Consider the following 24,510-nt stretch of genomic DNA (forward strand, 5'->3'; position numbering starts at 1 on the left):
AGACGCCAGTCGAGCTCGCCTCGGCTTGCGTCGTGCTATTCATCCTGTCGTCGTTTCATTCACGTCGTTTCCCGCGAGATTCCCCGCTGTGCTCTCTACTGCCAACATCACCATGCAGTTTGGCCCCAAGCCGCTGTTCGAGAACGTTTCCGTCAAATTCGGCGGTGGTCATCGCTACGGCTTGATCGGCGCCAACGGCTGCGGCAAGTCCACCTTCATGAAGATCCTGGGGGGCGACCTGGAGCCGTCCGGCGGTCAAGTGATGAAGGATGCCACCACGCGACTGGGCAAGCTGCGCCAGGACCAGTTCGCGTTCGAGAACGAGCGCGTGATCGATACCGTGATCATGGGGCATGAGGAGCTGTGGGAAGTCGCGGCGGAACGCGAGCGGATCTACTCCCAGGCGGAGATGAGCGACGAGGACGGCATGAAGGTCGCCGATCTCGAAGTGCGCTTCGCCGAACTCGAAGGGTATACCGCCGAATCCCGCGCCGGCGAGCTGCTGCTGGGGCTGGGCATTCCGCTCGAACAGCACACCCAGCCGATGAGCGTGGTGGCGCCGGGCTGGAAGCTGCGCGTGCTGCTGGCGCAGGCGCTGTTCTCGGACCCCGATGTACTGCTGCTCGACGAGCCCACCAACCATCTGGATATCAATACCATCCGCTGGCTGGAAGAGATCCTGCGGGCGCGCAGTTCGACGATGATCATCATCTCTCACGATCGTCACTTCCTGAACAGCGTCTGCACCCATATGGCGGATCTCGACTACGGCGAGCTGCGTCTGTTCCCGGGCAACTACGACGAGTACATGATCGCCGCGACCCAGGCTCGCGAGCGCCTGCACTCCGAGAACGCCAAGAAGAAGGCGGAGATCGCCGAGCTGCAGCAGTTCGTCAGCCGCTTCTCGGCCAATGCGTCCAAGGCCAAGCAGGCCACCTCGCGCCAGCGCAAGATCGACAAGATTCAGCTGGACGAAGTGAAGCCTTCTTCGCGAGTCAGCCCGTTCATTCGCTTCGAGCAGAGCAAGAAGATCCATCGGCACGCGCTGACGGCGGAAAAAATCTCCAAGGCGTGGGACGACAATGTGCTGTTCGACCGCCTGGGACTTCAGATCGAGGCCGGCGAGCGGGTCGCGATCATCGGCCCCAACGGGATCGGCAAGACCACGCTGCTCAACTGCCTGGTCGGCACGATGACGCCGGACGCCGGCGAGGTGAAGTGGACCGACGCCGCGGAAGTGGGTTACTTCGCTCAGGACCACGCCGCCGATTTCGAAAGCGGTGACACGTTGTTCGACTGGATGCGCCAGTGGACCACCGAAGGCGAGCAGACCGTACGCGGTGCGCTGGGGCGGATGCTGTTCTCCAACGATGACATCGGCAAGTCGGTCAAGGTGATCTCCGGTGGCGAGCAGGGTCGGATGCTGTTCGGCAAGCTGATCCTGCAGAAGCCCAACGTGCTGGTAATGGACGAGCCCACCAACCACCTCGACATGGAGTCGATCGAGGCGCTCAACCTGGCCCTGGACAACTATCCCGGCACGCTGATCTTCGTCAGTCACGATCGGGAGTTCGTCGGCTCGCTGGCGACGCGCATCATCGAGATGAAAGAGGACGGCATCGTCGATTTCAGCGGCAACTACGACGACTATCTGCGCAGTCAGGGCGTGTACGGCTAGCGTTCGTTTCGAGACCGCTCTCCGGCCGGGTATGGGCTACGCTGAATGACAGCGAGCCCATTCCCGTTCAGGAGCGCCCCGTCATGTCAGCCCATCCAGCCCATCCCGCCAGAACACTCGATGCCGCCAGGACTGCCCTGGTGCTGATCGAATTCCAGAACGATTTCACCTCCGAAGGCGGCGCCCTTCACGACGCCGTGAAAGAGGTCATGGCGGGCAATGACATGCTGGCCAAGACCCGGGATCTGGTCGCCAGAGCGCGTGCCGCGGGCGTCAGCATTCTCCATGCGCCGATTCAGTTCGCGCCGGGGTATGGCGAGATCACGGCCCGGCCCTACGGCATTCTGGCGGGGGTGGTGAAGGGCAGTGCGTTCGTGAAAGGTGAATGGGGTGCCGAAATCTGCCAGGCACTCACGCCGCAGCCCGGTGACATCGTCATCGAAGGCAAGCGCGGGCTGGACACCTTCGCCTCGACCAATCTCGATTTCATCCTGCGCAGCAAGGGCATCGAAACGATTGCCCTGGCTGGCTTTTTGACCAACTGCTGTGTCGAATCGACCATGCGTTCCGGCTACGAGAAAGGTTTCGAGGTGTTGACGCTGACCGACGCCGTTGCCGCCACCAGCGAGGCCGAGCACGATGCTGCGATCGCCTACGATTATCCGATGTTCTCCAAGCCGATGACGACCGCCGAGTTCGCCGGACTGCTGCCCGGCGTCGCATAGCCGCGAATGTTCCGGGGCAGGGAGAGAAACGCCGTCGCCAGGGTCTTACGTAAAGGTCTATCGTAAAGGTCTATCGTAAAGGTCTAACGTAAAGGCCTATCTCAAAGGTCCACCGTAGAGCCGATGGCGATCAACGACTTTCATCATCGGCCAGGTGGATATCGCCGACACCGCAGTGCCGGCCAGACCCGCGCACGGCGGGACTCGACGAAGGAGCGACGAGCGATGATGTCACCGGCAAGATCCGTTTCGATGTTACTGGGTGCCCTGTTGACGGCAACGGCGACCACGGCGTTTGCCCTGCCCAGCAGCTTTCCCACCGGCACCACCTACTACGACCCCGAGCGGGCCTACAACGGCTTCGTGCTGTTCCCCGGCGGCGATCGCAAGACCCACCTGATCGATATGAACGGCAACGAAGTGCACCGTTGGGACTACGAGAGCTTCCCGCCCATTCCGCTCTCCGCCGACCAGGCCGACGGCGAAAAAGGCCATCTGCTGGTGCAGTTGGCCAGGGCCGACAAGCTCCCCGAGCACGCCAGTCCCGGCAACGGTCTCACCAATGCCTCCGTGGCGGAGGTTAACTGGGACGGCGAGGTCAAGTGGCAGTGGGGCAGCCAGCAGGATCCGGTCTACCAGCATCACGATATGCGCCGCCTGCCCAACGGCAACAACCTGGTGATGACCGCCGAGATGCGGGAACTCAACGGCTTCGATTATCCGATCATCGAGAACGGTATCGAGGAGGTCGATGACGAGGGCCGGGTGGTATGGGAGTGGAAGTCAGGCGATCATCTCGACGAGATGGGGTTTTCCGACGCCGGACTGCGCGCGCTCAAGGACTCCGAGGATCCCGACTTCCTGCATCTGAACACGGCCGTACCGGTGGGGCCCAACCGCTTGTACGACGCTGGCGACGAGCGCTTTGCGCCGGACAATATCCTGGTCAATTCGCGCAACGCCAACGTCACTTTCATCGTCGACAGGCAGAGCGGCGAGATCGTCTGGCGTATCGGCCCCGATCTGCCGGCCCTGCAGCTCAATGGCAAGCTTGGCCGCCCCGTGGATCAGACCGTGGGCTCGCATGACGCGCACTTCATCCCCGAGGGTCTGCCGGGCGCCGGCAATCTGCTGATCTTCGACAACCAGGGCAATGCCGGCTTTCCGCCCTCCAGGCAGGGGTTTTTCTCGTCCTCCCGCGTGATCGAGGTCGATCCGAGCAGCGACAAGATCGTGTGGCAGTACACCGGCAATATGTCGGGGCGTTCGCCCTACACGTTCTACAGCTCGTTCATCTCGAGTGCGCGTCGGCTGCCCAACGGCAATACGCTAATCGACGAGGGCCAGAACGGCCGGCTGTTTCAGGTCACGCCGGAAGGCGATATCGTGTGGGAGTACGTGAGCCCGTTCTTCGGCAAGTCGATGCCGAGCGACGACTACGTCACCAATCAGGTCTACCGCGCGCAGTTGGTGGATTACGACTGGGCACCGGACGGGACGCCCCACACCGAGAACTCGGTGATGCCGGACTGCGACATCTATGTGGCGGCGCCCGGCTGTCATCCGGGCGAGTCTGACCAACCCGGCAACGAATAACCCCGGAGCGGCCAGCGTGACGGCAAGCTGTCGCACGTTGGCCGGATGCAGATGACGTGAGGTCTGCGTAGACTGCGTAACCCATTTCCTCGCACGAGCGACCATGTCCAGCCACGTCCCCGACGCCTTGAGCGCGACCCCCCATGCCCGTCCCGAGACGCCACCCGCCACTTTGATCATTGGCGGCGGTGCGACCGGCCTGGCGGCGGCCTGGGCGCTGGCCAAGCGCGGCCGGAGCGTCACCGTGCTCGAGAGCAACGACCAGGTTGGCGGCAACCTGCATACCGAGCGCGATGGCGAATGGCAGATCGAGCACGGCCCCAATACCGTGATCATGAAGCCGCCGCTCCATGCGCTGCTGGACGAACTCGGTCTGCTCGGGGAGGCCCAGCCAGCCAACGCCATTGCCAACAAGCGTTACGTGGTACTGAACGGCCGCCCCGTTGCGCTGCCGATGACACCGCTCGAGGCATTGACCAGTCCACTCATCGGATGGCGTGGCTGGGCGCGCCTTGCGCGCGAACCCTTTCTGCCCCGGCGCAACGCCCGCGAAGAGACGCTGGCTGCTTTCGTCGAGCGGCGACTCGGCCCTCGGATCCTGGCGCGGATGGTCGATCCCTTCGTCTCCGGCGTCTACGCGGGAGATCCGGCCCAGCTGTCGGTGCAGGCCGCCATGCCGCGCCTGGCCGCCATCGAACAGGAACATCGCTCGCTGATCATCGGCGTGGTCAAGCGTCTGCGTCAGGCGCGCCGCGATCCCGCTGGCGTGCCGGCCGAATGGCGCGGCAAGCTGGTGAGTTTCCCCCGGGGCCTGCAGCATCTTGCCGATCGGCTGGCGGAGCGTATCGTGGCCCAGCCGACGGCCGCCATTCATACCGATTGCTCTATACGTAGCCTGCGCCGTGAAGGCGAGCAGTGGGTCGTGGTAGATGATCAGGGGGGGGAGTGGCGAGCCGAGTCGCTGGTGCTGGCGGTACCCGCGCCGGTGGCGGCGCAACTGCTGCGACCGCTGGACGAGTCGCTGGCCGATCCGTTGGCAGCGATCGCCTATCCGCCGGTCAACGCCATCGCGCTGGGTTTCCGCGAGCAGGATGTCGCGCATTCGCTGGATGGATTCGGCATGCTGATTCCACGCGGCGAGCGTCGTCGCACCCTGGGGGCGCTGTTCTCGTCGACGCTGTTTCCGAATCGCGCACCGGCCGGCCACAAGCTGCTCAGCGTGTTCATCGGCGGGCGTCAGAGCCCGGAAGCGGCGGCCGGGGACGATGCGACGCAGGTGGCGCGGGTGCTTGACGATCTGCGTGACCTGCTGGGCATTCGCGGCGAACCGGTGTGGCAGAAGGTGACGCGTTGGCCGCAGGCCATTCCGCAGTATGAGCTGGGGCATCTGGCGCGACTCGAGACGCTGGATCTCGCGCTCGAGACATATCCCGGACTGCATCTGGCCGGCAACTGGCGGGGCGGTATCGCAGTGGGGGACTGTCTCGAGAACGGCCGGCTGCTCGGTGAGCGGCTGTCGGCGCAGGGGTAAGCGGCAGAGGTAAGCGGCAGAGGTAAGCGGCAGAGATGAGCGAGGGCGGCGCCGGTCGCCGCCCCGCTTCTTGTCTATCGGGCTACTTGTCTACCAGGTCGGCCACCGATGACATGATCTCCTTGGGCCGGAACGGATAGCGCTCGATCTCGGCCTTGTCGGCGATGCCGCTCAGCACCAGCACCGTGTGCATGCCCGCCTCGATACCGGCAACGATATCGGTGTCCATGCGGTCGCCGATCATGCCGGCACTGTCCGAGTGGACGCCGAGCTTGTTCAGCGCGGAACGAAACATCATCGGATTGGGCTTGCCGACGATGTAGGGTTTGCGACCGGTGGCTTCGGTGATCAGCGCCGCGATGGCACCGGTGGCCGGCAGCACGCCTTCCTGGCTGGGTCCGGTGGCGTCGGGGTTGGTACAGATGAAACGCGCGCCCTGAATGATCAGACGGATCGCCTTGGTGATCGCCTCGAAAGAATAAGAGCGAGTCTCGCCCAGCACGACATAATCCGGCTTGGTATCGGTCATGATGAAACCGGCTTCATGGATCGCCGTGGTCAATCCCGCCTCGCCGACGACGAAGGCCGAACCGCCCGGCGCCTGATCGCGTAGAAACGCCGCGGTGGCCAGCGCCGAGGTCCAGATCTTGTCCTCGGGAACCTCCAGGCCGTTCTGCCGCAGGCGAGCGCTGAGGTCGCGAGGCGTGTAGATCGAGTTGTTGGTCAGCACCAGGAACGGAATCTCCCGTTCTCGCCACTGATTGATCAGGTCCGCGGCGCCGGGGATGGCCTTGTTCTCGTGAACCAGGACGCCGTCCATGTCGGTCAACCAGGACTTGATGTTGCGGCGACTCGCGGTGTTGTCTTTCTTGCTGGCCTCTTTATGGCTGGACATGTGACCCCTTAGCGTGCGCGTGAAGAGAAGAACGATATCGAATCGCCTGTCCGATCAGTTTAGCAAGTTGTCGCCTCAGCGTGCGGACGAGGTGTACGACAACTCTTTATCCGTGTTGCCGACTCAATAGCCGCGCCCGGCATCGGCCAGATCCTCGACATGCCCGGTGGCCTCGAAGCGCTCGATATTGGCGGCGACGATGCGGCTGCCGGTAGGGGCATCGATCAGCGAGGCGATGTGCGGGGTCACCGTGACCTGGGGATGCGTCCAGAACGGATGCTCGCTCGGCAGCGGCTCGAGATGGAAGACGTCCAGCGTGGCGTGATACAGCTGTCCACTCTCCAGCGCGGCGAGCAGATCGTCGTCGACCAGGTGGGCGCCGCGCCCGGCATTGATCACGCTCGCGCCTCGGGGCAGACGGGCAAAGAGCCTGGCATCGAGTATGCCTGTCGTCGCCTCGGTCAGCGGCAGCAGGCAAACCAGGATCTCGCAGCGAGCGAGAAAAGCATCGAACTCGGCCTTCCCGGCGTGAGTCGTGACACCCTCGATATCGTGTCGGGTGCGCGACCAGCCCAGCGTCTCGAAACCGAGCGCGGCCAGCGTCGAGGCGGCCGTGCCACCGAGATTGCCCAGCCCCATGACGCCGACGGTGCGACCGGTGGCGGGCGGCACCACCAGCGGTTTCCAGCGCCGCTCGCGCTGATTGGCGGCGATCGTCGGCATATCGCGATGGTGACGCAGCACGTGCAGCGCCACGTACTCGCGCATGCGCTGGGTCAGGTCGGTGCCCACGGTGCGGATGATGGGCATCCGGCGCGGCAGCTCGGCATCGGCCAGCACGTGATCGATACCCGCTCCCAGCGAGACGATCGCCTTGAGATTGGGGAAGGCCAGAAAGGCGCCGGTCGCCGGTTTCCATACCACGGCATAGGTGACCGCTTCGGCGTCCCCCGGATCATCGATCGGGCGGATCGTCCAGTTCGGGAGCAGGACTTGAAGTTGCTCGACCCACCAGTGTGTTTTATCCACACCCGGTATTGATACGACGATAGACATGTCGACATCCTGGTAGTGAATCAGGGGCGCACGGCCGGCTCGTCATCGCCGAGCGGTTCGAGCTGAAACGGTGCCGGCGTGGCGGCGCCGCCAACCGGCTGCGTCGGGTCGTTCAGGCCCACGCATTCGCCGGTGGCCGGGTCACGCGAGAGCGCCGAGACGCAGGCGTAGAGTTTGGGGAACACCCGTTGCGGGGCGATCTCCAGTTCGAAACGCTTGGCCAGTGTCGCCAGCGTCTCGGGACTGAAACGTGGATCGATACGCACAGAACCCCGGAAGCTGGCATCGAGACGCGGATGGTGTATCGCCTCTTCCACGGACATGCCGAAATCCATCATCAGCGCTGCGACCTGGGTCACCGCCGGCATGATCAGATTGCCGCCGGAGGCGCCCACCGAGAATCGCGCTTCGCCGTCTTTCACGGCCACCGTGGGGCACATGTTCGAGGAGTTGATACGCTTGCCGCCGACCATGGTGGTGGGGTAGCCGGGGCGCGGGTCGAAGTAGCTGACGCTGTCGTTCATCAGCATGCCGGTCGAGGGCAGCGTGACGCCGGAACCGAAGCGGTTGAGCAGGGTGTAGGTGAGCGCCACCATGTTGCCCTCGGCGTCCACCGATGACATCGATGACGTGCAGGCGCCCTGCTCAGTGATGACACCGTTGCGAATCTTGTGCCGCTTCCAACAGTGCTCCAGCGCTTCGGCGTAAACCCGCCAGGTCTCCGGTGTCGGCCTTTCCGGCGGGATCGGCATCGCCGCCAGCGCGTGCGCCAGCATCTCGCGCTGGCGCAGGCCGCCGGAGCGCGCTCCCGGCGTGTAGAGCGTGTAGCCGCGATGCCCGACGGCCATGGGGGCATATTCGAACACCTCGTAGGCAGCGAGATCCTGCCGCGAAATGCGCGAGCCGCCGGCCTGCAGATCGCCAACGATCTTCTCGGCCAGCGCGCCGCGATAGAAAGTCTCGCTGCCGCCTTCGGCGATCTCGCGCAGGGTCGCGGCCAGAATCGGAATGCGCAGCCGGCTCTCCGGCGTCGCCGGGTGTCCGCCGGGCAGATAGATCGAACTCGATACCGGGTCGCGGGCCAGCGTTCTGGCGCAGACGCCGATCTGCAGGCTGGTGAACCAGTCGACATCCAGACCTCGTTCGGCCAGCGCGATTGCGGGTGCCATCACTTCGGGACGCCGCTTCGTGCCATACCGGGTGAGCGCGTGATCGAGCCCGGCCACGGCGCCGGGCACGGTGATCGAGCGATAGCCTTCGATATTGGCATTGTCGACCACGCCGGGGAACCCCATCGGCGTCGCCGGCAGCGACGGATCGACCGGGTAATCCTCGAGCCGCGTGTCGCCGGCCAGCACGCCCTGGAAATCCAGCGCCACGGCGCGCTGCGCCTTGGCCAGCCAGATCACCATGAAACCCGCGCCGCCAAGTCCGCTCATCCACGGTTCGACGGCATTCAGCGCATAGGCGGTGGCGACGATGGCATCGACGGCGTTGCCCCCGGCGTCGAGCTGGGCCGCTCCGGCCTGCGCGGCGATTCGATGCTGCGCCGCCACCACGCCATTGCGGGAGCGTGCGGCGGGCGTGGTGAGGGTCCAGTTGTCGCCCTCGCGATCGGAAAGTGTCATGGGGAAGGTTCCGGGTCGGACGGATTCGTTGCCTCGATCAATTCTGCAATCAGTGCCTCGACGTCGTCCAGATAGTCGCTGCCGCGGGAAGGTGGCGTCGGATCCGAGGTCATCACCACGGTCATGGCACGGGAGGGGATGACGTAGAGCAGTTGGCCGCCGTATCCCCAGCCGTAATAGACGGGGCGGTCGGCGATGCGAGTGATGAACCAGCCGTAGCCGTAGTCGTCGCCGTTGAAGAACGAGCGGGTGCGCGGCTGCCAGGCGCGCTCGATCCAGTCGGCGGAGAGCACTGTCCGGTCGTCGCGCCGACCCCGTTGGCGGACCATCTCGCCGAAGCGCAACAGCGCCTGCGGGGTCAGGCCCATTTCGTTGCCGCCGAAGTAGATCCCCTGCGGATCCCTTGTCCACGGTGGAATGGCGATGCCGAGCGGAGCGCCCAGCCAGTCTCGCGCGAGCGCCAGTGTGCTGCGCCCGGTGACCTCGGTGAGCGCGGCGGAGAGCAGGTGGCTGTTGCCGGTGGAGTAGAGCATGCGACCGCCGGGTTCGGCGACGAAGGGTCGCTCTAGCGCATCGGCGACCCAGTTCGAGCTCGCCACCCAGGCGCCGTAGTTACCGCCGGAGGTGCGTTCCAGCCCAGCCTGCATCGACAGCAGGTTGCCGACGGTGATGTCGCTGACGCGTGGGTCGACGTCCGCGGGAACCCGGTCGCCCAGCAGCTCGACCACCGGCTGATCGACGCTCTCGATCACGCCACGGTCGATGGCGGCACCCACCAGGGCGGAGATCAGCGTCTTGGAAAGCGACTTGATGTTGGCCGTCTCGTCGGTCGCGTGGCCGCGAAAGCCTTCGTCGATCACGGTTTCGCCGTCGATGGCGACCAGCAGGGTGTGGCTGCGCGGCAGGTCACGCGCGCGTGTCGTGACGTCATCGCGAGTGGCCTCGGGCAGAGCGTCTTCGGACAACGTGTCTGCCGTGACCAGCGGCGACAGCGCCGTCAGCATCAGGCTGATGGCAACAAGCCGCCAGCGAAACCGGGCGGCGACGGAAAAGGGGCGGAGAGAGCGGGAAATCGGCATGCGTTGAGTCTGGCGCATGCAACCGGGTTCTTCCATGCCGTCATGCAGTGCGCGTCACACGGTGCCGGGCGTGGCGCGCTCGCGTCCGGCGTAGAGATGGAAGTCGAGATAACGCAGGGCCACGTAACCGACGATGACGCTGGCGACGATGACTTCCAGCGTCGCCAGGCCGTGGACGATGGCGACATCGTGCGCGCTGAAACCTTCCTTCTGCATCCACGCAGCGGTCTTCGAAAGCGCCGTGGCACCGATCACCATGGGGAAGGTAAACGCCGCGTAGCCCGGGCTGTAGGGCAGGCGCAGCAGCTTGAAAAAGGCCAGATAGATGATCAGGGTCATCAGCACCGCGATGCCGCCCAGCAGCGCGATCATCAGCGGCGACGGTTCGGCCATCACGGTGAGATAACCGGCCAGCGACAGGCTGGCCGGTGCCGCCATGATGGCGATGGTCGGCTTCGCTGGATCGGGGATCTCGCCGGCGAAGATCAGCCGATAGATCATCACCGGCAGCAGGATGGCGTAGAGCCCCATGCCCAGGTAGAGCAGGCCGACGGCCAGCGGGTGCAGCGCCGCGACGCCGGGAACAGCCACATCGGCGACGATGATCCCTACCGGCGGTACGAACCAGGCCGGCACCATGTGGTGAAGCTCGAAGGCTTTGGCGCGGTGCGCCACGAAAGCAACGAGAAAACTCAGATGCAGCGCCACCGCCACCAGCCAGAGCGTGACCCCGGCGGCTGGCATCAGCCACTCCCCGGCGGCTTTCGACACCACCATCAGCGCCATGGCGAACGTCGGCACGACGCTGCCGACCACGGGGTGCGCCAGGTCTGCCCACAGCAGGCGAGGATGGAGGATGAACTTGGCGCCGAGAAGCAGCAGCAGGAAGGAGGCGACGGTCGCGCCGGCAAGCTGGGCGAACCCGCCGAAAGAGGCGAAGCTCTCCCAGCTCCAGCCCAGGCTGGAGATACCCAGCGCCAGGCCGGCCATCGGAGTGGGGGCAGTCTGAAGCCGCTGGCACAGGGGGATCATTGGCGTTCTCCTCGAGATCGGTGGAGACACCTTATGGCATTTAGCGCTATCGTTATATTTTAACTTTTTTCACCATTCGTTTTACGAAATTTAACCTCGGCGAGAGCGATGGCAATCACGTTTCGGCAACTACAGGTCTTCGTCGCGGTGTCGCGGGAGCGGACGCTGACGGCAGCGGCGGCGAGGCTGTTTCTGACCAAGCCGGCGGTTAGCATCGCGCTGGCAGAGCTGGAGAAGCAGTGCGGCCGCACTCTCTTCGATCGTCACCGTAACCGGCTTTACCTCAACGATCAGGGGCGGCGGCTGCTGCCGATGGCGGACGAACTGTTGGCCCGCAACGCCGCAATCGAACAGCTGTTCGACAACGACGCGCTCGGCGGGCGTCTCCATATCGGTGCCAGTTACACGATCGGCCATCAGCTGTTGCCGACGCTGCTGCGGGACTTCCGTCTCGACACCGGGCATCGGGATCAACGGGTCACCATCGCCAACAGCGCGGCGATCTGCGCGTCACTGGAGGCGTTCGAGCTGGACGTCGGGATGATCGAAGGCCGCGTCGCGGGAGAGCGTTTCCATGTGCTGCCGTGGCGTCGCGACCGGATGTTGGTGGCGGCTTCCCGCGACCATCCGCTGGCGCAGCAGGCCCGCGTTGAGATCGGCACCTTGGCCGAGTTCGGCTGGTTGCTGCGTGAACCGGGATCCGGCACGCGCGAGCAGTTCATGCGTTTCATCGCGCCACGACTGCCGCAGTGGGAGCTGAGTCTGGAGGTCAACTCGGCGGAGGCGATCATCAATGCCGCCGCGGCCGGACTCGGGCTGACCTGCCTGTCGGCGCTGGAAGCGCATCACGCGCTGAAGGACGGTCGCCTGGTCGAGATCGATCTGGATCTGGACATGACGCGGGAATTCAGCCTGGTGCTGCATCGCGATAAGTATCGCAGCCCGCTGCTCGAACGATTCATCGCGTTCTGTCTGGCGCGTGGCGACAGGCGCGATGACTGAAGGCTCGAGCAACGACAGGCATGGCCCCTCGACGGACGTCCCGGGTGCATGACGCCATGAGCTCGGGGGCCGGTTCCACAAAAGGCGATCCGACACCAGGTATCAGCCGCCGAGGAAAGAGGACATGGCTTTGTCGGCGACCATGCCGCAAGCCTTCTTGCCTACCTGCTCCTTGAGGTTGGTCAGGCTGAAGGTTTGGCCACTGCCGCCCTGCAGCAGTCCACTCAGGCCCTGCTGATAGCCGTCACTTTTCTCGGCCTGACGCTGGCCGCCGATCTTGTCGAGCAGGCTGCTTTTGACCTTGTCGGTGGTGCTTTCGGCATAGCCCTGATCCTGGCAGTAGCCGAGAACACCGGCCACGTTCTGCATGCTACCGAGGTTCATGGAGCCGGAGCCCAGCGAGCTGAGCAGTGAGGCGCCACCGGCGGTCCCGGTGCTCTGCGAGGACTGCCCGGACATCATTTCGCCAGCGTTTTTCTTGACGCTGTCGAAGCTGAAGGCCGAGGCCATCGGTGAAGCGGCTATCGAGGCGGTCAACAGGGCGGCGGACAGAAAACGAAAATTCATGGACTAAACACTCCTGGCTGAAAAAGAGACCCTGCAGACGAGGGTTCGGTGAAACGATCCGCGGATGTCACCACTGGGTGATGGGACGCCACCCTAGCGATGTCCTACGCTAGGCACTGTTTGAAAACTGTTAGCTACGCGTCCCGGTCTTGCCTTCGCTCGTCGACTTTTCAGACAGCGCCCAGGGTAACCATGAGTGGCAGTGACGGACCTGGCGAGACGATTTTCGGCAGATCACATTGGCCGAAGACGACATCCCAAACCGGCGTCATGGTCTAGGCTTGGAGTGTCGGAAGGACTTCGACGTTCCCTCGATAAAGGAGATGTCATGATTATTACCGTTGGCGAATTCAGAAAATTGCTCGAGGAGTACGACGATGAGCTGGAGCTGAGCTTCAGCGGTCTGGAGTACCATCGTCTTGGGCGCAGGGGTGACAAGCACCTGGAAGTGGAATTCGAGGAAAAAATCTTCAAGGATAAGCTGGGTCACACCAAGATTTTCGACGAGAAGCATTGAGCGTGTGCGTCAAGTGCCATGGGCGGTGCTTCGCCGTGACCCCTTTTTCCGTTACGGTTACGCCCCATTGACGCTAGGGAGCGGCACGAATGGATGATTCAACCCCCACCACCCGGGTCGATGTGGTCATCGTCGGGGCCGGGCCGATCGGTCTGTGTTTCGCCAATGCGCTGTCGCGACAGGGTGTGAGTTCGATGCTGATCGATCGCCAGCCGCGGTCGGCGATGGCGGAACCGGCCAGCGACGGGCGAGAGATCGCGCTGACTCGGGCCTCTCAGCAGATTCTCGATCAGCTCGACGTGTGGTCGCGGGTCGGTCCCGCCGAACGCGCCCGCATGCGTGCCGCCAAGGTCTTCGATGGTCAGTCGCTGTTCGCGATGCAGATCGCGCCGCAGGCGTCTCTTGAAGAGCCGCTAGGCTGTCTGGTGCCCAACCAGGTGATCCGGCGGGCCGCCCATGCGGCACTGCAGAATACCTCGACGGGCGCCGGCGCAGTGCTGTGGCGCGACCAGCAACAGATCGCGCGCTTTCAGGCCAACGATGGCGAGGTCGACATCGTTCTCGCCAGCGGCGAGCGGATTCAGACTTCGCTGCTGGTGGCAGCTGACAGTCGCTTTTCCACCACGCGTCGCGCCATGGGCATTCCCGCCCATATCCATCAGCATGGTCAGCAGATGCTGGTATGCCGAATGCATCACGACCAACCTCACGATCAGACGGCATGGGAGTGGTTCGGCTACGGTCAGACGCTGGCGCTGTTACCGGTCGACACCCACTGTTCGTCGCTGGTGCTGACACTGTCCCCTGCGGCAATGGAGCAACAGCTGGCGTTGAGCGACGAGGCATTCGATGCCGACATCACCCGTCGCTTCGGCGGTCGGCTGGGTGCGATGCGCCGTATCGCAGAGCCGCATCGCTATCCGCTGGTCAGCGTCTACGCCGAACGCTTCATCGGCCATCGTCAGGCGCTGATCGGCGATGCCGCGGTGGGCATGCATCCGGTCACCGCGCATGGCTTCAACCTCGGACTGCAGGGGTTGTCACGGCTGGCGGAGCTGATCGGCGAAGCGCGCACCGCAGGACAGGATATCGCCTCGCCCACGCTGCTCAGGCGCTATCAGCGCGAGCAGCGTCTGGCGACGGCGCCGCTGTTTGCTGCGACGTTGGCCATTGTCGGGCTCTATACCGACGATCGAACGCCAGCCAAATGGTTGCGAAAGGCAGTGTTGCGGGCTGGTGAAGCGGCCTGGCCGGCCAAGCGCCTGATCGCGAGTCACCTGACCCGATCGATCGGCTAGCGGCAATCCTGCCTTACGCAGTACCCTCAGGCGCCGAGCGCGGGGCGAATCTCGGCACACGACGCCTTCTCAAACGACGCCGTTCTCTCTCAAACGACGCCTATCTCTCTCAAGAGGAGTTCGTATGGATCTTGCAATGGTGGGACTCGGGCGCATGGGCGCCAACATGGCCGAGCGTCTGGTGCGCGGCGGGCACCGCGTGGTAGGTCACGATCCTAGCGAGGAAGCGATGACGAAAGCGGCGGAGAAAGGTATCGAGCCGTCTGCATCGCTGGCGGCGGCCATCGACGCATTGCCATCGCCTCGAATCGTCTGGCTAATGGTGCCGGCCGGGACGCTGGTCGACAAGCTCATCGCTGAACTCGAACCGCTGCTGTCGAAGGATGACATCGTGATCGACGGCGGCAATTCGATGTACAAGGACAGCGTGCGTCGGGCCGAAGCGTTGCGCCAACACAGGATTCATGCCGTCGATGTCGGTACCAGCGGCGGCGTCTGGGGTCTGCAGGAGGGCTACAGCATGATGGTCGGCGGCGAGACGGCGATCGTCGAATCGCTCAAGCCGCTGTTCGAGAGTCTGGCGCCAGCGGCCGACAAGGGGTGGGGGCATGTCGGTCCCAACGGCGCGGGCCACTTCACCAAGATGGTCCACAACGGCATCGAGTACGGCATGATGCAGGCCTATGCCGAAGGCTTTGCGATCATGGAGCGCAAGGATTTCGATCTCGATCTGCACCAGATTGCCGACATCTGGCGTCATGGCAGTGTGGTTCGTTCCTGGCTGCTCGATCTGACCGCCGACGCGCTGGCGAAGAATCCGTCGCTCGAAGGCATCGCCCCTTTCGTGTCGGATTCCGGCGAGGGGCGTTGGACCGTGGCCGAGGCGATCGAGCTCGACGTCAGCGCCCCGGTTATCACGCTGTCGCTGCTCGAGCGCCTGCGATCCCGCGAGCAGGATTCCTACGGCGATAAGCTGCTGTCTGCCATGCGCAACGAGTTTGGTGGGCACGCGATCAAGAAGGGCTGATCCGCGATCCGCGGTGGCTGGCGCATCGTCGTTTTGCCACTTCCCTGTCGATCCTCTGTCGCTATCAGATCGACTTTTTTCACTACCAGGCCGGTCTGCTTTTTCTACCAGATGGTGTGTTGCGACGCGTCGATCGGCACAAGCCATCGGCGCGTTTTCGCGCCTCGGGGTAGCACCTTTTTACCCTTGACAGGGCGGGAGGCCGGCTACCATGCGGGCTCTACGAGGGTACAAAATTATCCACAGGATGTTTACAGAAAAAGAGCACATCTATGCTTGGAAAATCGCATGGCTACCATATATAGTGTTTTCCAGAAGCGGCGGGCACGGTCAGAAAGCGTGATTCCCACGTCGCCCAAGCCTGCACCATCGGTCATCGATGGCGTCTTTTTCTGTGAAGGATGGTTACCATGAGCATCACGATTTATAGCAAGCCTGCCTGTGTTCAGTGCAACGCCACTTATCGCGCTTTGGACAAGCAGGGCATCGACTATACCGTGGTCGACCTGACACAGGACGCCGATGCGATGCAGCGCGTCCAGAATCTGGGCTATCGCCAGGTGCCGGTCGTGGTCGCGGGTGAAGATCACTGGGCCGGGTTCCGCCCGGACAAGATCAGCACGCTGGTTGCCTGATCGGATCCTTTTGAAATTCTTCGGCTAGCGCGGTTCTCGATCCGCGCTGTCGATATCGCGCAGGGCGCAGGAGACCGTCATGGCTGAACTGGTCTATTTCTCGACCAAATCAGGCAATACGCGTCGCTTCGTCGAAAAGCTGGGTTTATCGGCAAGCCGGATTCCGCTGAACCGAAGCGACCCACCCCTGCGGGTTGAAGCACCCTATATTCTCGTTGTACCGACCTATGGTGACGGCGATCCGCGTTCTGCGGTGCCGGCGCCTGTCATTCGCTTCTTGAATGACGAACACAATCGGTCCCTGATTCGCGGCGTGATCGCCGGCGGCAACACCAACTTCGGCGAGTCCTTCGGCCTGGCCGGGCGAGTCGTTGCGCAAAAGTGTCAGGTACCGCTTCTCTATCGCTTTGAACTGATGGGCACCGTCGAAGATGTCCATCGAGTCCTCGCAGGAGTGACCGAATTTTGGAAACGCTCAGCCTAGATACCGGTACGGTAGCGCGACCCGCCGCCGGCGCCGAACATAACGCCAAGGCGCTCGACTATCACGCGCTCAACGCCATGTTGAACCTGTATGACGCCAACGGCCGTCTGCAGCTCGACCGCGATCGAGAAGCGGCGCGTCAGTATTTCCTGCAGCACGTGAACCAGAACACGGTGTTCTTTCACTCGCTGAAGGAAAAGCTCGACTACCTGGTGGAAGAGGGTTACTACGAGCAGCAGGTCCTGGATCAGTACGACTTCGGCTTCGTCTCGGCGCTGTTCGATCAGGCCTACGCAGCGAAGTTCCGCTTCCAGAGCTTCCTGGGCGCGTTCAAGTACTACACCAGCTACACGCTCAAGACGTTCGACGGCAAGCGTTATCTCGAACGCTTCGAGGACCGCGTCTGCATGGTCGCGCTGAGCCTGGCGCGTGGCGAGGAAACGCTGGCCAGGCAGCTGGTGGAAGAGATCATCCACGGCCGTTTCCAGCCGGCGACGCCGACTTTCCTCAACTGCGGCAAGCGTCAGCGCGGTGAGCTGGTGTCATGTTTCCTGCTGCGTATCGAAGACAACATGGAGTCGATCGGGCGCTCCATCAATTCGGCGCTGCAGCTCTCCAAGCGCGGCGGCGGCGTCGCGTTCTCGCTCTCCAACGTGCGGGAATCCGGCGCGCCGATCAAGCGCATCGAGAATCAGTCCTCCGGCATCATCCCGATCATGAAGATGCTGGAAGATGCCTTCTCCTACGCCAACCAGCTGGGCGCACGCCAGGGCGCGGGGGCGGTCTATCTCAATGCGCACCACCCGGACATCCTGCGGTTCCTCGACACCAAGCGCGAGAACGCCGACGAGAAGATCCGGATCAAGACGCTGTCGCTGGGCATCGTGATGCCGGACATCACTTTCGAGCTGGCCAAGCGCAACGAGGACATGTACCTGTTCTCGCCCTACGACGTGGAGCGCATCTACGGCGTGCCGTTCGGTGACATCAGCGTCACCGAGAAGTACGAGGAGATGGTCGCCGACGGGCGTATCCGCAAGAAGAAGATCAACGCCCGCGAGCTGTTCCAGACCATCGCCGAGCTGCAGTTCGAATCCGGCTATCCGTATCTGATGTTCGAAGACACGGTCAATCGTGCCAACCCGATTCACGGCCGGATCAACATGTCGAATCTCTGCTCGGAGATTCTGCAGGTCAACACGCCGACCGAGTACGACGACGATCTCGGCTATCGCCATATCGGCGAAGACATCTCCTGCAACCTGGGTTCGCTCAATATCGCCAAGGCCATGGACTCGCCGGACTTCGGCACCACGGTGGAAGCGGCCATTCGCGGGCTGACCGCGGTCTCCGAGATGAGCAACATCACCTCGGTGCCGTCGATCGCCGAAGGCAACGCCAAGTCTCACGCCATCGGCCTGGGACAGATGAACCTGCACGGTTATCTGGCGCGCGAGCACATTCTCTACGGTAGCGAGGAAGGGTTGGATTTCACCAACCTCTACTTCTATACCATCGCGTTTCATGCCATTCGGGCGTCCAATCGCATTGCCATCGAGCGCAATCAGCGTTTCGCCGGTTTCGAGCAGTCGACCTATGCCAGCGGCGAGTACTTCGACAAGTACACCGAGCAGGCGTGGGTGCCCAAGACCGAGAAGGTGCGTGGCCTGTTCGAAAAGAGTGGCATTGCCATTCCGACCCAGGACGACTGGCGCGAGCTGAAGGCCTCGGTCATGGCTCATGGCCTGTTCAACCGCAATCTGCAGGCGATCCCGCCGACCGGTTCGATCTCGTACATCAACAACTCGACCTCGAGCATTCACCCGGTGACGGCCAAGGTCGAGATCCGCAAGGAAGGCAAGCTGGGGCGCGTCTACTATCCGGCGCCGTACCTGACGGACGAGAACCAGGAATACTATCAGGACGCCTACGAGCTCGGTCCGGAGAAGATCATCGACACCTACGCCGAGGCGACGCAGCATGTCGATCAGGGCCTGTCGCTGACGCTGTTCTTCCGCGACACGGCGACCACCCGCGACGTCAACAAGGCGCAGATCTACGCCTGGCGCAAGGGTATCAAGACGATCTATTACATTCGTCTGCGTCAGGCCGCCCTCGAGGGGACGGAAGTCGAGGGCTGCGTTTCCTGCACGCTGTAAGCCTGAATCTGTTTGAACGCGCCGGGGGCACTCCGGCGCCAACCGAACGAGAGCACTCTCATGGATATGCCCACCTCTGCCGCCCGTCATCTGAACCGGGTCGACGCGATCAACTGGAACCGTCTTCAGGACGACAAGGACCTGGAGGTCTGGAATCGTCTCACCGGCAACTTCTGGCTGCCGGAGAAGATCCCGCTCTCCAACGACATTCCGGCCTGGAACACGCTGACCGAGCATGAACAGCAGCTGACCATCCGCGTCTTCACCGGTCTGACGCTGCTCGACACCATTCAGGGCACGGTCGGCGCGCCGGTGCTGATCGAGGATGCGATCACCCCGCACGAAGAGGCGGTGTTCACCAACATCAGCTTCATGGAGTCGGTTCACGCGCGCTCCTACAGCTCGATCTTCTCGACGCTGTGTACTACCCGCGATGTCGACGACGCCTATCGCTGGAGCGAAGAGAACCCGTTTCTGCAGAAGAAGGCGGAGCTGATTCTCGAGCGTTACCGCAGAGAGGACCCGCTGATGCGCAAGATCGCCAGCGTGTTCCTGGAGTCGTTCCTGTTCTACTCCGGCTTCTACCTGCCGATGTACTGGTCGAGCCGCGCCAAGCTGACCAACACGGCCGACCTGATCCGCCTGATCATTCGTGACGAGGCGATCCACGGCTACTACATCGGCTACAAGTTCCAGCGCCAACTGGCCCAGCTGCCGGCGGAGCGTCAGGAAGAGGTCAAGATCTACGCCTACGAGCTGCTCCACGAGCTCTACGACAACGAGGTCAAGTACACCGAAGCGCTCTACGACGACGTCGGTTTCACCGAAGACGTCAAGAAGTTCCTCCATTACAACGCCAACAAGGCGTTGATGAACCTGGGCTTCGAAGCGCTGTTCCCGGCCAGCGTCACCGACGTCAGCCCGGCGATTCTCGCCGCGCTCTCGCCCGGCTCCGACGAGAACCACGACTTCTTCTCCGGCTCCGGCTCCTCCTACGTCATCGGCAAGACGGTCAGCACGGAAGACGACGACTGGGCGTTCTGAGGGAAGCACTGACTAAATGTCTGCGCGGGAAAATCACTGCGTTGTGCGGTGCCGGGGCGCCGGTCCGATCGGAATCCTCACCTATACCCCATAGGCTCCGGATCCTGTGCTCCGTACGCCTTGTGCTTTAACCCGCTCGTCGATTTATTCAGCACTTCCCGAGCTATTGCAGCCATTCTCAATTGCGCCTTGAAGAACCGCTCCGACAAGAGCGGTTTTTTTATGCCTGTTGGCAGCGACGGTGCGAGTGGTGGATCTCATCACTTGCCGATTCGATGATTCACCCTTCCATGCTCACTGCACACTGCCTGCACGAAGCCACGAGATAGTGCTCCTGCACCGCGTCTCGGTGCGCAACCGGAGTCGAAGTCATGAAATTTCATCAAAAGTCACTCATCGCGCTGGCCATCGCCGCTTCCACCCTGTCACCGCTGGCCATGGCTGCCTCTACTGAACAACCCAGGCAGTCCGCACCTCACGAGGCACGGATGACGCACGGCAATCCGCTCAAGGACGCCGTGGTCGCCAGCTGGCACCTCGATGAGGACAAACTGGCCAGTCTGGCTCGGGCCGACAGCGAGTTCCGTGCCGGTCTTCAGCAACTGCGTGCAGACGCCGATGGTGCTGACAACAAGGTTGCGCCCGAGCAGCGCCGCGCCGCGATGGAATCCCTGCTCGAGCAGCAGCGTGAGCAGCTGGCGGATGTGCTGACCGACGAGCAGTTGCACGCCTACCAGATGCTGGAGCGTCCGCGGCCTTCGATGATGCGTCATCACGGTGGTCCGAAGATGGACCCGGAGCGCATGACGGCGCAACTGGAGCAGCGCTATGCGCCGCTGTTCGCGACCTGGGATCTTAGCCAGGAGCAGAGTGCCAAGGTGCTGAATGCCGAGCGCACCTTCTTCGACGGGCTGCATCAGATGAAGCGCTCCGATATGAAGGGCGACGACCCATCACGGGATTTGCGCGGTGCGCAGTTCAAGCAACTTCTCGAACAGCGCCATAGCGCACTCGCCTCGGTGCTCGACGACGAACAGGTCACCGCTTTCGAAGCACTGACGAAGCCGCCGCGCGGCCCGAAGGGTGGCCCGCAGTCGGAAGGCGAGGCACCCAAGGCTGGCTGATGCCGACTGTCCTGACGACACGAGCCCTTCTTCGGAAGGGCTTTTTCGTGCGCCGTAGCCTGACGTCTCCCGCAGCAGTTGTTAGTCTTTAGGTGGAGATACATCGTCATTCACCCTCTGCGATCGGAACCGTCTCATGGAAGATCAATGGCTCGCCTGGGCCAAGCGGCTGTCGGCCCTTGCCGATACCGGCCTGCATTACTGTCGCGACAAGTTCGATCGCGAACGCTATGAAGAGATCGCCGAGATATCGACATCGATGATGGCGGCGCTGGGCGATATCCCCATCGGCCGGATGAATCTGGCGCTGGGCGAGGGGGAGGGGCACGTCACGCCCAAGATCGACGTGCGCGCGGCGATCATCGACGAGGGCAAGATCCTGCTGGTGAAAGAGAAGATGGACGGACGCTGGACGATGCCCGGCGGCTACGCCGAAATCGGGCTGTCGGCTGGCGAGAACACGGTCAAGGAGGTGTGGGAGGAAGCCGGGGTCAAGGTCGGGATCCAGCGCCTCTACGCCATCCGTCACAAGGCCAGGCATGCCTATCCGGCCGACGTGCTCGACTTCTACAAGCTGTTCTTTCTCTGCGAGCGGCTCGACGGGGCGCCGCTCGATCCCGGTCATGAAGTACACGATGCGGCCTACTTTTCTCCCCATGAACTGCCGCCGCTTTCCGAGCCCCGAGTCATCGCGCGAGACATCTTTGATGCCTTCGAATTTCACGCCGATCCCCGGCGCCCGGCGCTGATCGATTGAGAGAATCGGCGCTGGCGTTAAACCTCCTCGCTTCAAGGCGGTCTATTCTATGCAGGATGACATGCAACGGGGTGACGGGAGGGCCAATGAACGCACAGAAAATTCTTTCGCAAATCATGAAACAGGCCGGGGGCAGCGGGAAACCGTCCTCGAGCGGGGGCGGTGGTTTCGACGCCAAATCGCTGCTGGGCGGCGGCGCGCTGGGCATGCTGGTTGGCAGCAAGCGCGGTCGCAGCATGGGCGGCAAGGCGATCAAGTACGGCGCCCTGGCCGGACTGGGGGCGCTGGCCTGGAAAGCCTGGCAGGCCCATCAGCAAAAGTCGTCGGCACCGACCGCCGCACCGAGCGGTGCCGATCAGCCGCTGGAACAGCTCTCCGGCGAGCGGCAGGAGACGCGCAGTCTGGTGATTCTGCGCGCGATGATTGCCGCCGCGCGTGCCGATGGCCACATCGATGCCGAAGAACGGGCGGCGCTGGCCGAGCAGATCGATGCCCTGGGCGCCGACGACGAACTGCATGCGTGGGTCGAGCAGCAGATGTCAGCCCCGCTGGACGCCGAGGCGATCGCCCGCGATACCGACTCGCCACAGGCGGCGCGGGAGGTCTATCTGGCCAGCGTGGCGATCGTCGACGAACAGAATCCGATGGAACGGGCCTGGCTCGATCAGTTGGCGGCCGCGCTCAAGCTCGACGGCGATCTCTGCCGCACGCTGGAGCGCCAGGCGGTAGCAGCTGTCTAGGCGGAGGCCTGACACCGAGCCCGGGGTTCGGCCTCGGGCTGGCGCTGCGTCAGGGTGCCGAGAAAGGCAGCAAGCGAGAGCAGCGCCACCAACGTGCCATAGGCGTAGGTGGTGGGGATCAGCCCCAGGTGCTGGGTCGCGATACCGCCGCACAGCGCCAGCGTGCTGGCCGACAGATAGCAGATCACGTAGAACGCCGCCATCAACGCCGAGCGTTCCGTGGACGGTGCCAGCGGCATGACCACGCGCATGGCACCCATGAAAGCGGCGCCGAAGCCGATGCCGGCAATCGCCGTTCCCACCAGCAGGATCGCGACCGTCCTGTAGTAGACCCCCAGCAGCAGCCCGGTCATGCCGACGATGAGACAGGCGGTGCCGAGCAATACGGCCAGGCGTGGCGGCTTGGCGCGCAGAATCATGACGCTGATCCCGCCAATGAAGGGCAGCAAAAAGGTGATCAGGCAGCCGACCAGCGGGTTGTGAACGCCGCTGATCGTCTCTACCAGCGTCGGCCCCAGCGACAGCGAAAAGCCTCCCAGCGCCCACGATGAAACCACCGCCGGGATCACCCGGAACAATGGGTCACGCACGGCCGGCGGGATCGTCGCGCGGGGGCGGAGCGCTGCCAGCGCACCGGGGCGTGGCGTCACGCTCTCCGGGATCCGGCCAAGCCACAGCCCCATCACCACGAGCAGCACGATCAGTACGCCGTAGACCAGGCGCATGGGTGCCGGGGCGTACGTCACCAGAATGCCGGCGATCAGCGCACCGATGCCCATCCCGGACAGCGGCGCGATACTCGCCAGTACCGGGCCGCGGGTGTGGTCGCTGTCGAGCATCGCCGCGGCCAGCGCGCTGGTCACGATGCCGGTGGCCACCCCCTGCAGGATCCGGGCCGCCAATACCCACATCAGCCCGTCGGCGACCAGAAACAGTCCCAGCGACAGGATTTCGCCGACGATGGCGACGGCCACGACGGGGCGACGGCCGATGTAATCGGACAGCGAACCGGTCGTCAGCAGCGCCAGCAGCAGGGCAAACACGTAGCTGGCGAACACCAGCGTCAGCCAGGTGGTCGAGAAGTGCCAGGTGTTCTGGTAGATCCGATATAGCGGTGTGGGCGCGCTCGAGGCCGCGAGGAACGTCACCATCAGTACAGCGTAATAGACCAGCGAACCGAGCCGGGGAGCCGGATAGACATTGGTCGTCGACGAAGACGCGGAAGGTGACATGAGAGAATCCATTAATGCTAAAATTTAGCGTTAGTGAAGTCTGAGCTTAGCAGGCTCATAAAGCAAATATTTTGCGTTTGTGTTTTTTCGTTTCTTGTGCCGTTTTTCGTCTAGTGGATAGCCATGCCGATCAAGGAAGCCGTCAGACCGGGCGGACGTAGCGCCCGAGTACAGGAAGCGGTCCATCAGGCCGTGCGCGAGCTGCAGGCCGTAACGTCACGCGATGACCTGACGGTACCGCAGATTGCCGAGCGGGCCGGCGTCACGCCGTCGACGATCTATCGCCGCTGGGGCAATCTCGCGGAGCTGGTTGCCGACGTCTCCGTCGAGCGCATGCGACCCGATGCCGATCCCGTGGATACCGGCACCCTGACCGGCGATCTGCAGGCCTGGGGCGAACAGTATCTCGAGGAGATGACATCGGTGCCCGGGCAGCGCGCGCTCAACGACGTCATGGCCAGCGCCGACTGCGAGCGCCGGGAGCGCTGTTACCGCTACAGCGAGTCGCTCATGAACACGCTGCGGGAGCGTGCCCTGGCTCGCGGTGAATTCGCGCCATCGGTGTCGCAGCTCATCGATGGCGTGGTCGCGCCGATGACTTACCGCCTGCTCTACGATCGCGAGTCGGCGACTGTCGACAATCTGCGAGGTTGGATTGCCCGCACCCTGAGCAGTGCGCACTTCAGGCAGCGCCAGGACTGAGG

23 protein-coding genes are annotated in these 24,510 nt (G+C 63.3%); 16 read left to right on the forward strand and 7 right to left on the reverse strand.

Annotated elements, in window-relative coordinates:
• Positions 1–88 precede the first annotated feature (88 nt).
• From BTW07_RS02445 to hemG, 4 genes are all read left to right on the forward strand, one after another.
• A complete protein-coding gene (locus tag BTW07_RS02445; RefSeq protein WP_075568566.1) occupies positions 89–1,678 on the forward strand; it encodes an ABC-F family ATPase in 1,590 nt (529 codons plus the stop codon).
• 83 nt (positions 1,679–1,761) lie between these two features.
• Complete coding sequence (locus BTW07_RS02450) at positions 1,762–2,403, forward strand: cysteine hydrolase family protein (RefSeq protein WP_075568567.1); 642 nt, start codon at positions 1,762–1,764, stop codon at positions 2,401–2,403.
• Between the two features lie 252 nt (positions 2,404–2,655).
• Positions 2,656–3,999 (forward strand): aryl-sulfate sulfotransferase, encoded by a 1,344-nt coding sequence (locus BTW07_RS02455; protein WP_208605360.1) that lies wholly within the window; start codon positions 2,656–2,658, stop codon positions 3,997–3,999.
• A gap of 103 nt (positions 4,000–4,102) precedes the next feature.
• The gene (gene hemG / locus BTW07_RS02460; RefSeq protein ID WP_083941434.1) at positions 4,103–5,530 is read left to right on the forward strand and encodes a protoporphyrinogen oxidase; all 1,428 of its coding nucleotides are present in this window, start codon (positions 4,103–4,105) and stop codon (positions 5,528–5,530) included.
• Between the two features lie 82 nt (positions 5,531–5,612).
• On the opposite strand, the gene BTW07_RS02465 is transcribed toward hemG, so the two are convergent.
• The 5 genes from BTW07_RS02465 to BTW07_RS02485 all read right to left on the reverse strand — a co-directional run bounded on the left by BTW07_RS02465 (position 5,613) and on the right by BTW07_RS02485 (position 11,220).
• Positions 5,613–6,425: an HAD-IIA family hydrolase gene (locus tag BTW07_RS02465; RefSeq protein WP_075568569.1), complete on the reverse strand. Its 813-nt coding sequence runs from the start codon at positions 6,423–6,425 to the stop codon at positions 5,613–5,615.
• A 123-nt stretch (positions 6,426–6,548) separates the two neighbouring features.
• Positions 6,549–7,481 (reverse strand): 2-hydroxyacid dehydrogenase, encoded by a 933-nt coding sequence (locus BTW07_RS02470; RefSeq protein ID WP_075568570.1) that lies wholly within the window; start codon positions 7,479–7,481, stop codon positions 6,549–6,551.
• 20 nt (positions 7,482–7,501) lie between these two features.
• Positions 7,502–9,109 carry a gamma-glutamyltransferase family protein gene (locus BTW07_RS02475; protein WP_075568571.1) on the reverse strand — a complete coding sequence of 536 codons (1,608 nt, stop codon included), beginning with the start codon at positions 9,107–9,109 and terminating at the stop codon, positions 7,502–7,504.
• Positions 9,106–10,206: a serine hydrolase domain-containing protein gene (locus tag BTW07_RS02480; protein ID WP_244158296.1), complete on the reverse strand. Its 1,101-nt coding sequence runs from the start codon at positions 10,204–10,206 to the stop codon at positions 9,106–9,108. The genes BTW07_RS02475 and BTW07_RS02480 overlap by 4 nt, the downstream gene beginning before the upstream one ends.
• 36 nt (positions 10,207–10,242) lie before the next feature.
• Positions 10,243–11,220 carry a TDT family transporter gene (locus BTW07_RS02485; RefSeq protein ID WP_075568572.1) on the reverse strand — a complete coding sequence of 326 codons (978 nt, stop codon included), beginning with the start codon at positions 11,218–11,220 and terminating at the stop codon, positions 10,243–10,245.
• A gap of 108 nt (positions 11,221–11,328) precedes the next feature.
• On the opposite strand from BTW07_RS02485, the gene BTW07_RS02490 reads away from it, so the two are divergent.
• Complete coding sequence (locus BTW07_RS02490; protein ID WP_075568573.1) at positions 11,329–12,222, forward strand: LysR substrate-binding domain-containing protein; 894 nt, start codon at positions 11,329–11,331, stop codon at positions 12,220–12,222.
• 102 nt (positions 12,223–12,324) lie between these two features.
• Here the strand turns inward: BTW07_RS02490 and BTW07_RS02495 are convergent, their stop codons facing one another.
• Positions 12,325–12,789, reverse strand: a complete 465-nt coding sequence (locus BTW07_RS02495) for a DUF2501 domain-containing protein (RefSeq protein ID WP_075568574.1) — start codon at positions 12,787–12,789, stop codon at positions 12,325–12,327.
• 328 nt (positions 12,790–13,117) lie between these two features.
• Between BTW07_RS02495 and BTW07_RS02500 the strand changes: the two genes are divergently transcribed.
• From BTW07_RS02500 to BTW07_RS02545, 10 genes are all read left to right on the forward strand, one after another.
• Positions 13,118–13,306 carry a hypothetical protein gene (locus tag BTW07_RS02500; protein WP_075568575.1) on the forward strand — a complete coding sequence of 63 codons (189 nt, stop codon included), beginning with the start codon at positions 13,118–13,120 and terminating at the stop codon, positions 13,304–13,306.
• A gap of 89 nt (positions 13,307–13,395) precedes the next feature.
• Positions 13,396–14,604: a 5-demethoxyubiquinol-8 5-hydroxylase UbiM gene (ubiM, locus tag BTW07_RS02505; protein ID WP_075568576.1), complete on the forward strand. Its 1,209-nt coding sequence runs from the start codon at positions 13,396–13,398 to the stop codon at positions 14,602–14,604.
• A gap of 124 nt (positions 14,605–14,728) precedes the next feature.
• A complete protein-coding gene (gene gnd, locus BTW07_RS02510) occupies positions 14,729–15,631 on the forward strand; it encodes a phosphogluconate dehydrogenase (NAD(+)-dependent, decarboxylating) (protein ID WP_075568577.1) in 903 nt (300 codons plus the stop codon).
• 410 nt (positions 15,632–16,041) lie between these two features.
• Positions 16,042–16,266 carry a glutaredoxin-like protein NrdH gene (gene nrdH, locus BTW07_RS02515; protein ID WP_071230919.1) on the forward strand — a complete coding sequence of 75 codons (225 nt, stop codon included), beginning with the start codon at positions 16,042–16,044 and terminating at the stop codon, positions 16,264–16,266.
• 79 nt (positions 16,267–16,345) lie between these two features.
• The gene (gene nrdI / locus BTW07_RS02520; RefSeq protein WP_075568578.1) at positions 16,346–16,750 is read left to right on the forward strand and encodes a class Ib ribonucleoside-diphosphate reductase assembly flavoprotein NrdI; all 405 of its coding nucleotides are present in this window, start codon (positions 16,346–16,348) and stop codon (positions 16,748–16,750) included.
• The gene (gene nrdE / locus BTW07_RS02525; protein WP_075568579.1) at positions 16,732–18,909 is read left to right on the forward strand and encodes a class 1b ribonucleoside-diphosphate reductase subunit alpha; all 2,178 of its coding nucleotides are present in this window, start codon (positions 16,732–16,734) and stop codon (positions 18,907–18,909) included. The genes nrdI and nrdE overlap by 19 nt, the downstream gene beginning before the upstream one ends.
• A gap of 60 nt (positions 18,910–18,969) precedes the next feature.
• The gene (gene nrdF / locus BTW07_RS02530) at positions 18,970–19,953 is read left to right on the forward strand and encodes a class 1b ribonucleoside-diphosphate reductase subunit beta (RefSeq protein WP_425272017.1); all 984 of its coding nucleotides are present in this window, start codon (positions 18,970–18,972) and stop codon (positions 19,951–19,953) included.
• A gap of 371 nt (positions 19,954–20,324) precedes the next feature.
• A complete protein-coding gene (locus BTW07_RS02535) occupies positions 20,325–21,077 on the forward strand; it encodes a hypothetical protein (RefSeq protein ID WP_110661463.1) in 753 nt (250 codons plus the stop codon).
• A 136-nt stretch (positions 21,078–21,213) separates the two neighbouring features.
• On the forward strand, positions 21,214–21,834 hold the full coding sequence (locus BTW07_RS02540; RefSeq protein ID WP_075568581.1) for an NUDIX hydrolase: 621 nt from the start codon (positions 21,214–21,216) through the stop codon (positions 21,832–21,834).
• 86 nt (positions 21,835–21,920) lie between these two features.
• Positions 21,921–22,574 (forward strand): tellurite resistance TerB family protein, encoded by a 654-nt coding sequence (locus tag BTW07_RS02545; RefSeq protein ID WP_075568582.1) that lies wholly within the window; start codon positions 21,921–21,923, stop codon positions 22,572–22,574.
• Here the strand turns inward: BTW07_RS02545 and BTW07_RS02550 are convergent.
• The gene (locus BTW07_RS02550; RefSeq protein ID WP_075568583.1) at positions 22,571–23,806 is read right to left on the reverse strand and encodes an MFS transporter; all 1,236 of its coding nucleotides are present in this window, start codon (positions 23,804–23,806) and stop codon (positions 22,571–22,573) included. The two genes, BTW07_RS02545 and BTW07_RS02550, sit on opposite strands and share 4 nt — an antisense overlap.
• Before the next feature lie 123 nt (positions 23,807–23,929).
• Here BTW07_RS02550 and BTW07_RS02555 point away from each other — a divergent pair, with 123 nt between their 5' ends.
• Positions 23,930–24,508, forward strand: a complete 579-nt coding sequence (locus BTW07_RS02555) for a TetR/AcrR family transcriptional regulator (RefSeq protein WP_075568584.1) — start codon at positions 23,930–23,932, stop codon at positions 24,506–24,508.
• The last annotated feature ends 2 nt before the right edge of the window (positions 24,509–24,510 follow it).

Origin of the sequence: Salinicola socius (genome assembly GCF_001937195.1) — a bacterium.
Lineage (GTDB): Bacteria > Pseudomonadota > Gammaproteobacteria > Pseudomonadales > Halomonadaceae > Salinicola > Salinicola socius.

What these genes read in the sequence shown, in the direction of transcription:
- BTW07_RS02540 (WP_075568581.1), top strand. Translation starts at nt 21,214, where the DNA reads ATGGAAGATCAATGGCTCGCCTGGGCCAAGCGGCTGTCGGCCCTTGCC.
- BTW07_RS02470 (WP_075568570.1), bottom strand. Translation starts at nt 7,481, where the DNA reads ATGTCTATCGTCGTATCAATACCGGGTGTGGATAAAACACACTGGTGG.
- BTW07_RS02465 (WP_075568569.1), bottom strand. Translation starts at nt 6,425, where the DNA reads ATGTCCAGCCATAAAGAGGCCAGCAAGAAAGACAACACCGCGAGTCGC.
- BTW07_RS02545 (WP_075568582.1), top strand. Translation starts at nt 21,921, where the DNA reads ATGAACGCACAGAAAATTCTTTCGCAAATCATGAAACAGGCCGGGGGC.
- BTW07_RS02555 (WP_075568584.1), top strand. Translation starts at nt 23,930, where the DNA reads ATGCCGATCAAGGAAGCCGTCAGACCGGGCGGACGTAGCGCCCGAGTA.
- nrdI (WP_075568578.1), top strand. Translation starts at nt 16,346, where the DNA reads ATGGCTGAACTGGTCTATTTCTCGACCAAATCAGGCAATACGCGTCGC.
- BTW07_RS02490 (WP_075568573.1), top strand. Translation starts at nt 11,329, where the DNA reads ATGGCAATCACGTTTCGGCAACTACAGGTCTTCGTCGCGGTGTCGCGG.
- BTW07_RS02495 (WP_075568574.1), bottom strand. Translation starts at nt 12,789, where the DNA reads ATGAATTTTCGTTTTCTGTCCGCCGCCCTGTTGACCGCCTCGATAGCC.
- BTW07_RS02500 (WP_075568575.1), top strand. Translation starts at nt 13,118, where the DNA reads ATGATTATTACCGTTGGCGAATTCAGAAAATTGCTCGAGGAGTACGAC.
- BTW07_RS02535 (WP_110661463.1), top strand. Translation starts at nt 20,325, where the DNA reads ATGAAATTTCATCAAAAGTCACTCATCGCGCTGGCCATCGCCGCTTCC.
- BTW07_RS02550 (WP_075568583.1), bottom strand. Translation starts at nt 23,806, where the DNA reads ATGTCACCTTCCGCGTCTTCGTCGACGACCAATGTCTATCCGGCTCCC.
- gnd (WP_075568577.1), top strand. Translation starts at nt 14,729, where the DNA reads ATGGATCTTGCAATGGTGGGACTCGGGCGCATGGGCGCCAACATGGCC.
- BTW07_RS02455 (WP_208605360.1), top strand. Translation starts at nt 2,656, where the DNA reads ATGTTACTGGGTGCCCTGTTGACGGCAACGGCGACCACGGCGTTTGCC.
- BTW07_RS02450 (WP_075568567.1), top strand. Translation starts at nt 1,762, where the DNA reads ATGTCAGCCCATCCAGCCCATCCCGCCAGAACACTCGATGCCGCCAGG.
- BTW07_RS02480 (WP_244158296.1), bottom strand. Translation starts at nt 10,206, where the DNA reads ATGCGCCAGACTCAACGCATGCCGATTTCCCGCTCTCTCCGCCCCTTT.
- ubiM (WP_075568576.1), top strand. Translation starts at nt 13,396, where the DNA reads ATGGATGATTCAACCCCCACCACCCGGGTCGATGTGGTCATCGTCGGG.
- BTW07_RS02475 (WP_075568571.1), bottom strand. Translation starts at nt 9,109, where the DNA reads ATGACACTTTCCGATCGCGAGGGCGACAACTGGACCCTCACCACGCCC.
- nrdF (WP_425272017.1), top strand. Translation starts at nt 18,970, where the DNA reads ATGGATATGCCCACCTCTGCCGCCCGTCATCTGAACCGGGTCGACGCG.
- hemG (WP_083941434.1), top strand. Translation starts at nt 4,103, where the DNA reads ATGTCCAGCCACGTCCCCGACGCCTTGAGCGCGACCCCCCATGCCCGT.
- nrdH (WP_071230919.1), top strand. Translation starts at nt 16,042, where the DNA reads ATGAGCATCACGATTTATAGCAAGCCTGCCTGTGTTCAGTGCAACGCC.
- BTW07_RS02485 (WP_075568572.1), bottom strand. Translation starts at nt 11,220, where the DNA reads ATGATCCCCCTGTGCCAGCGGCTTCAGACTGCCCCCACTCCGATGGCC.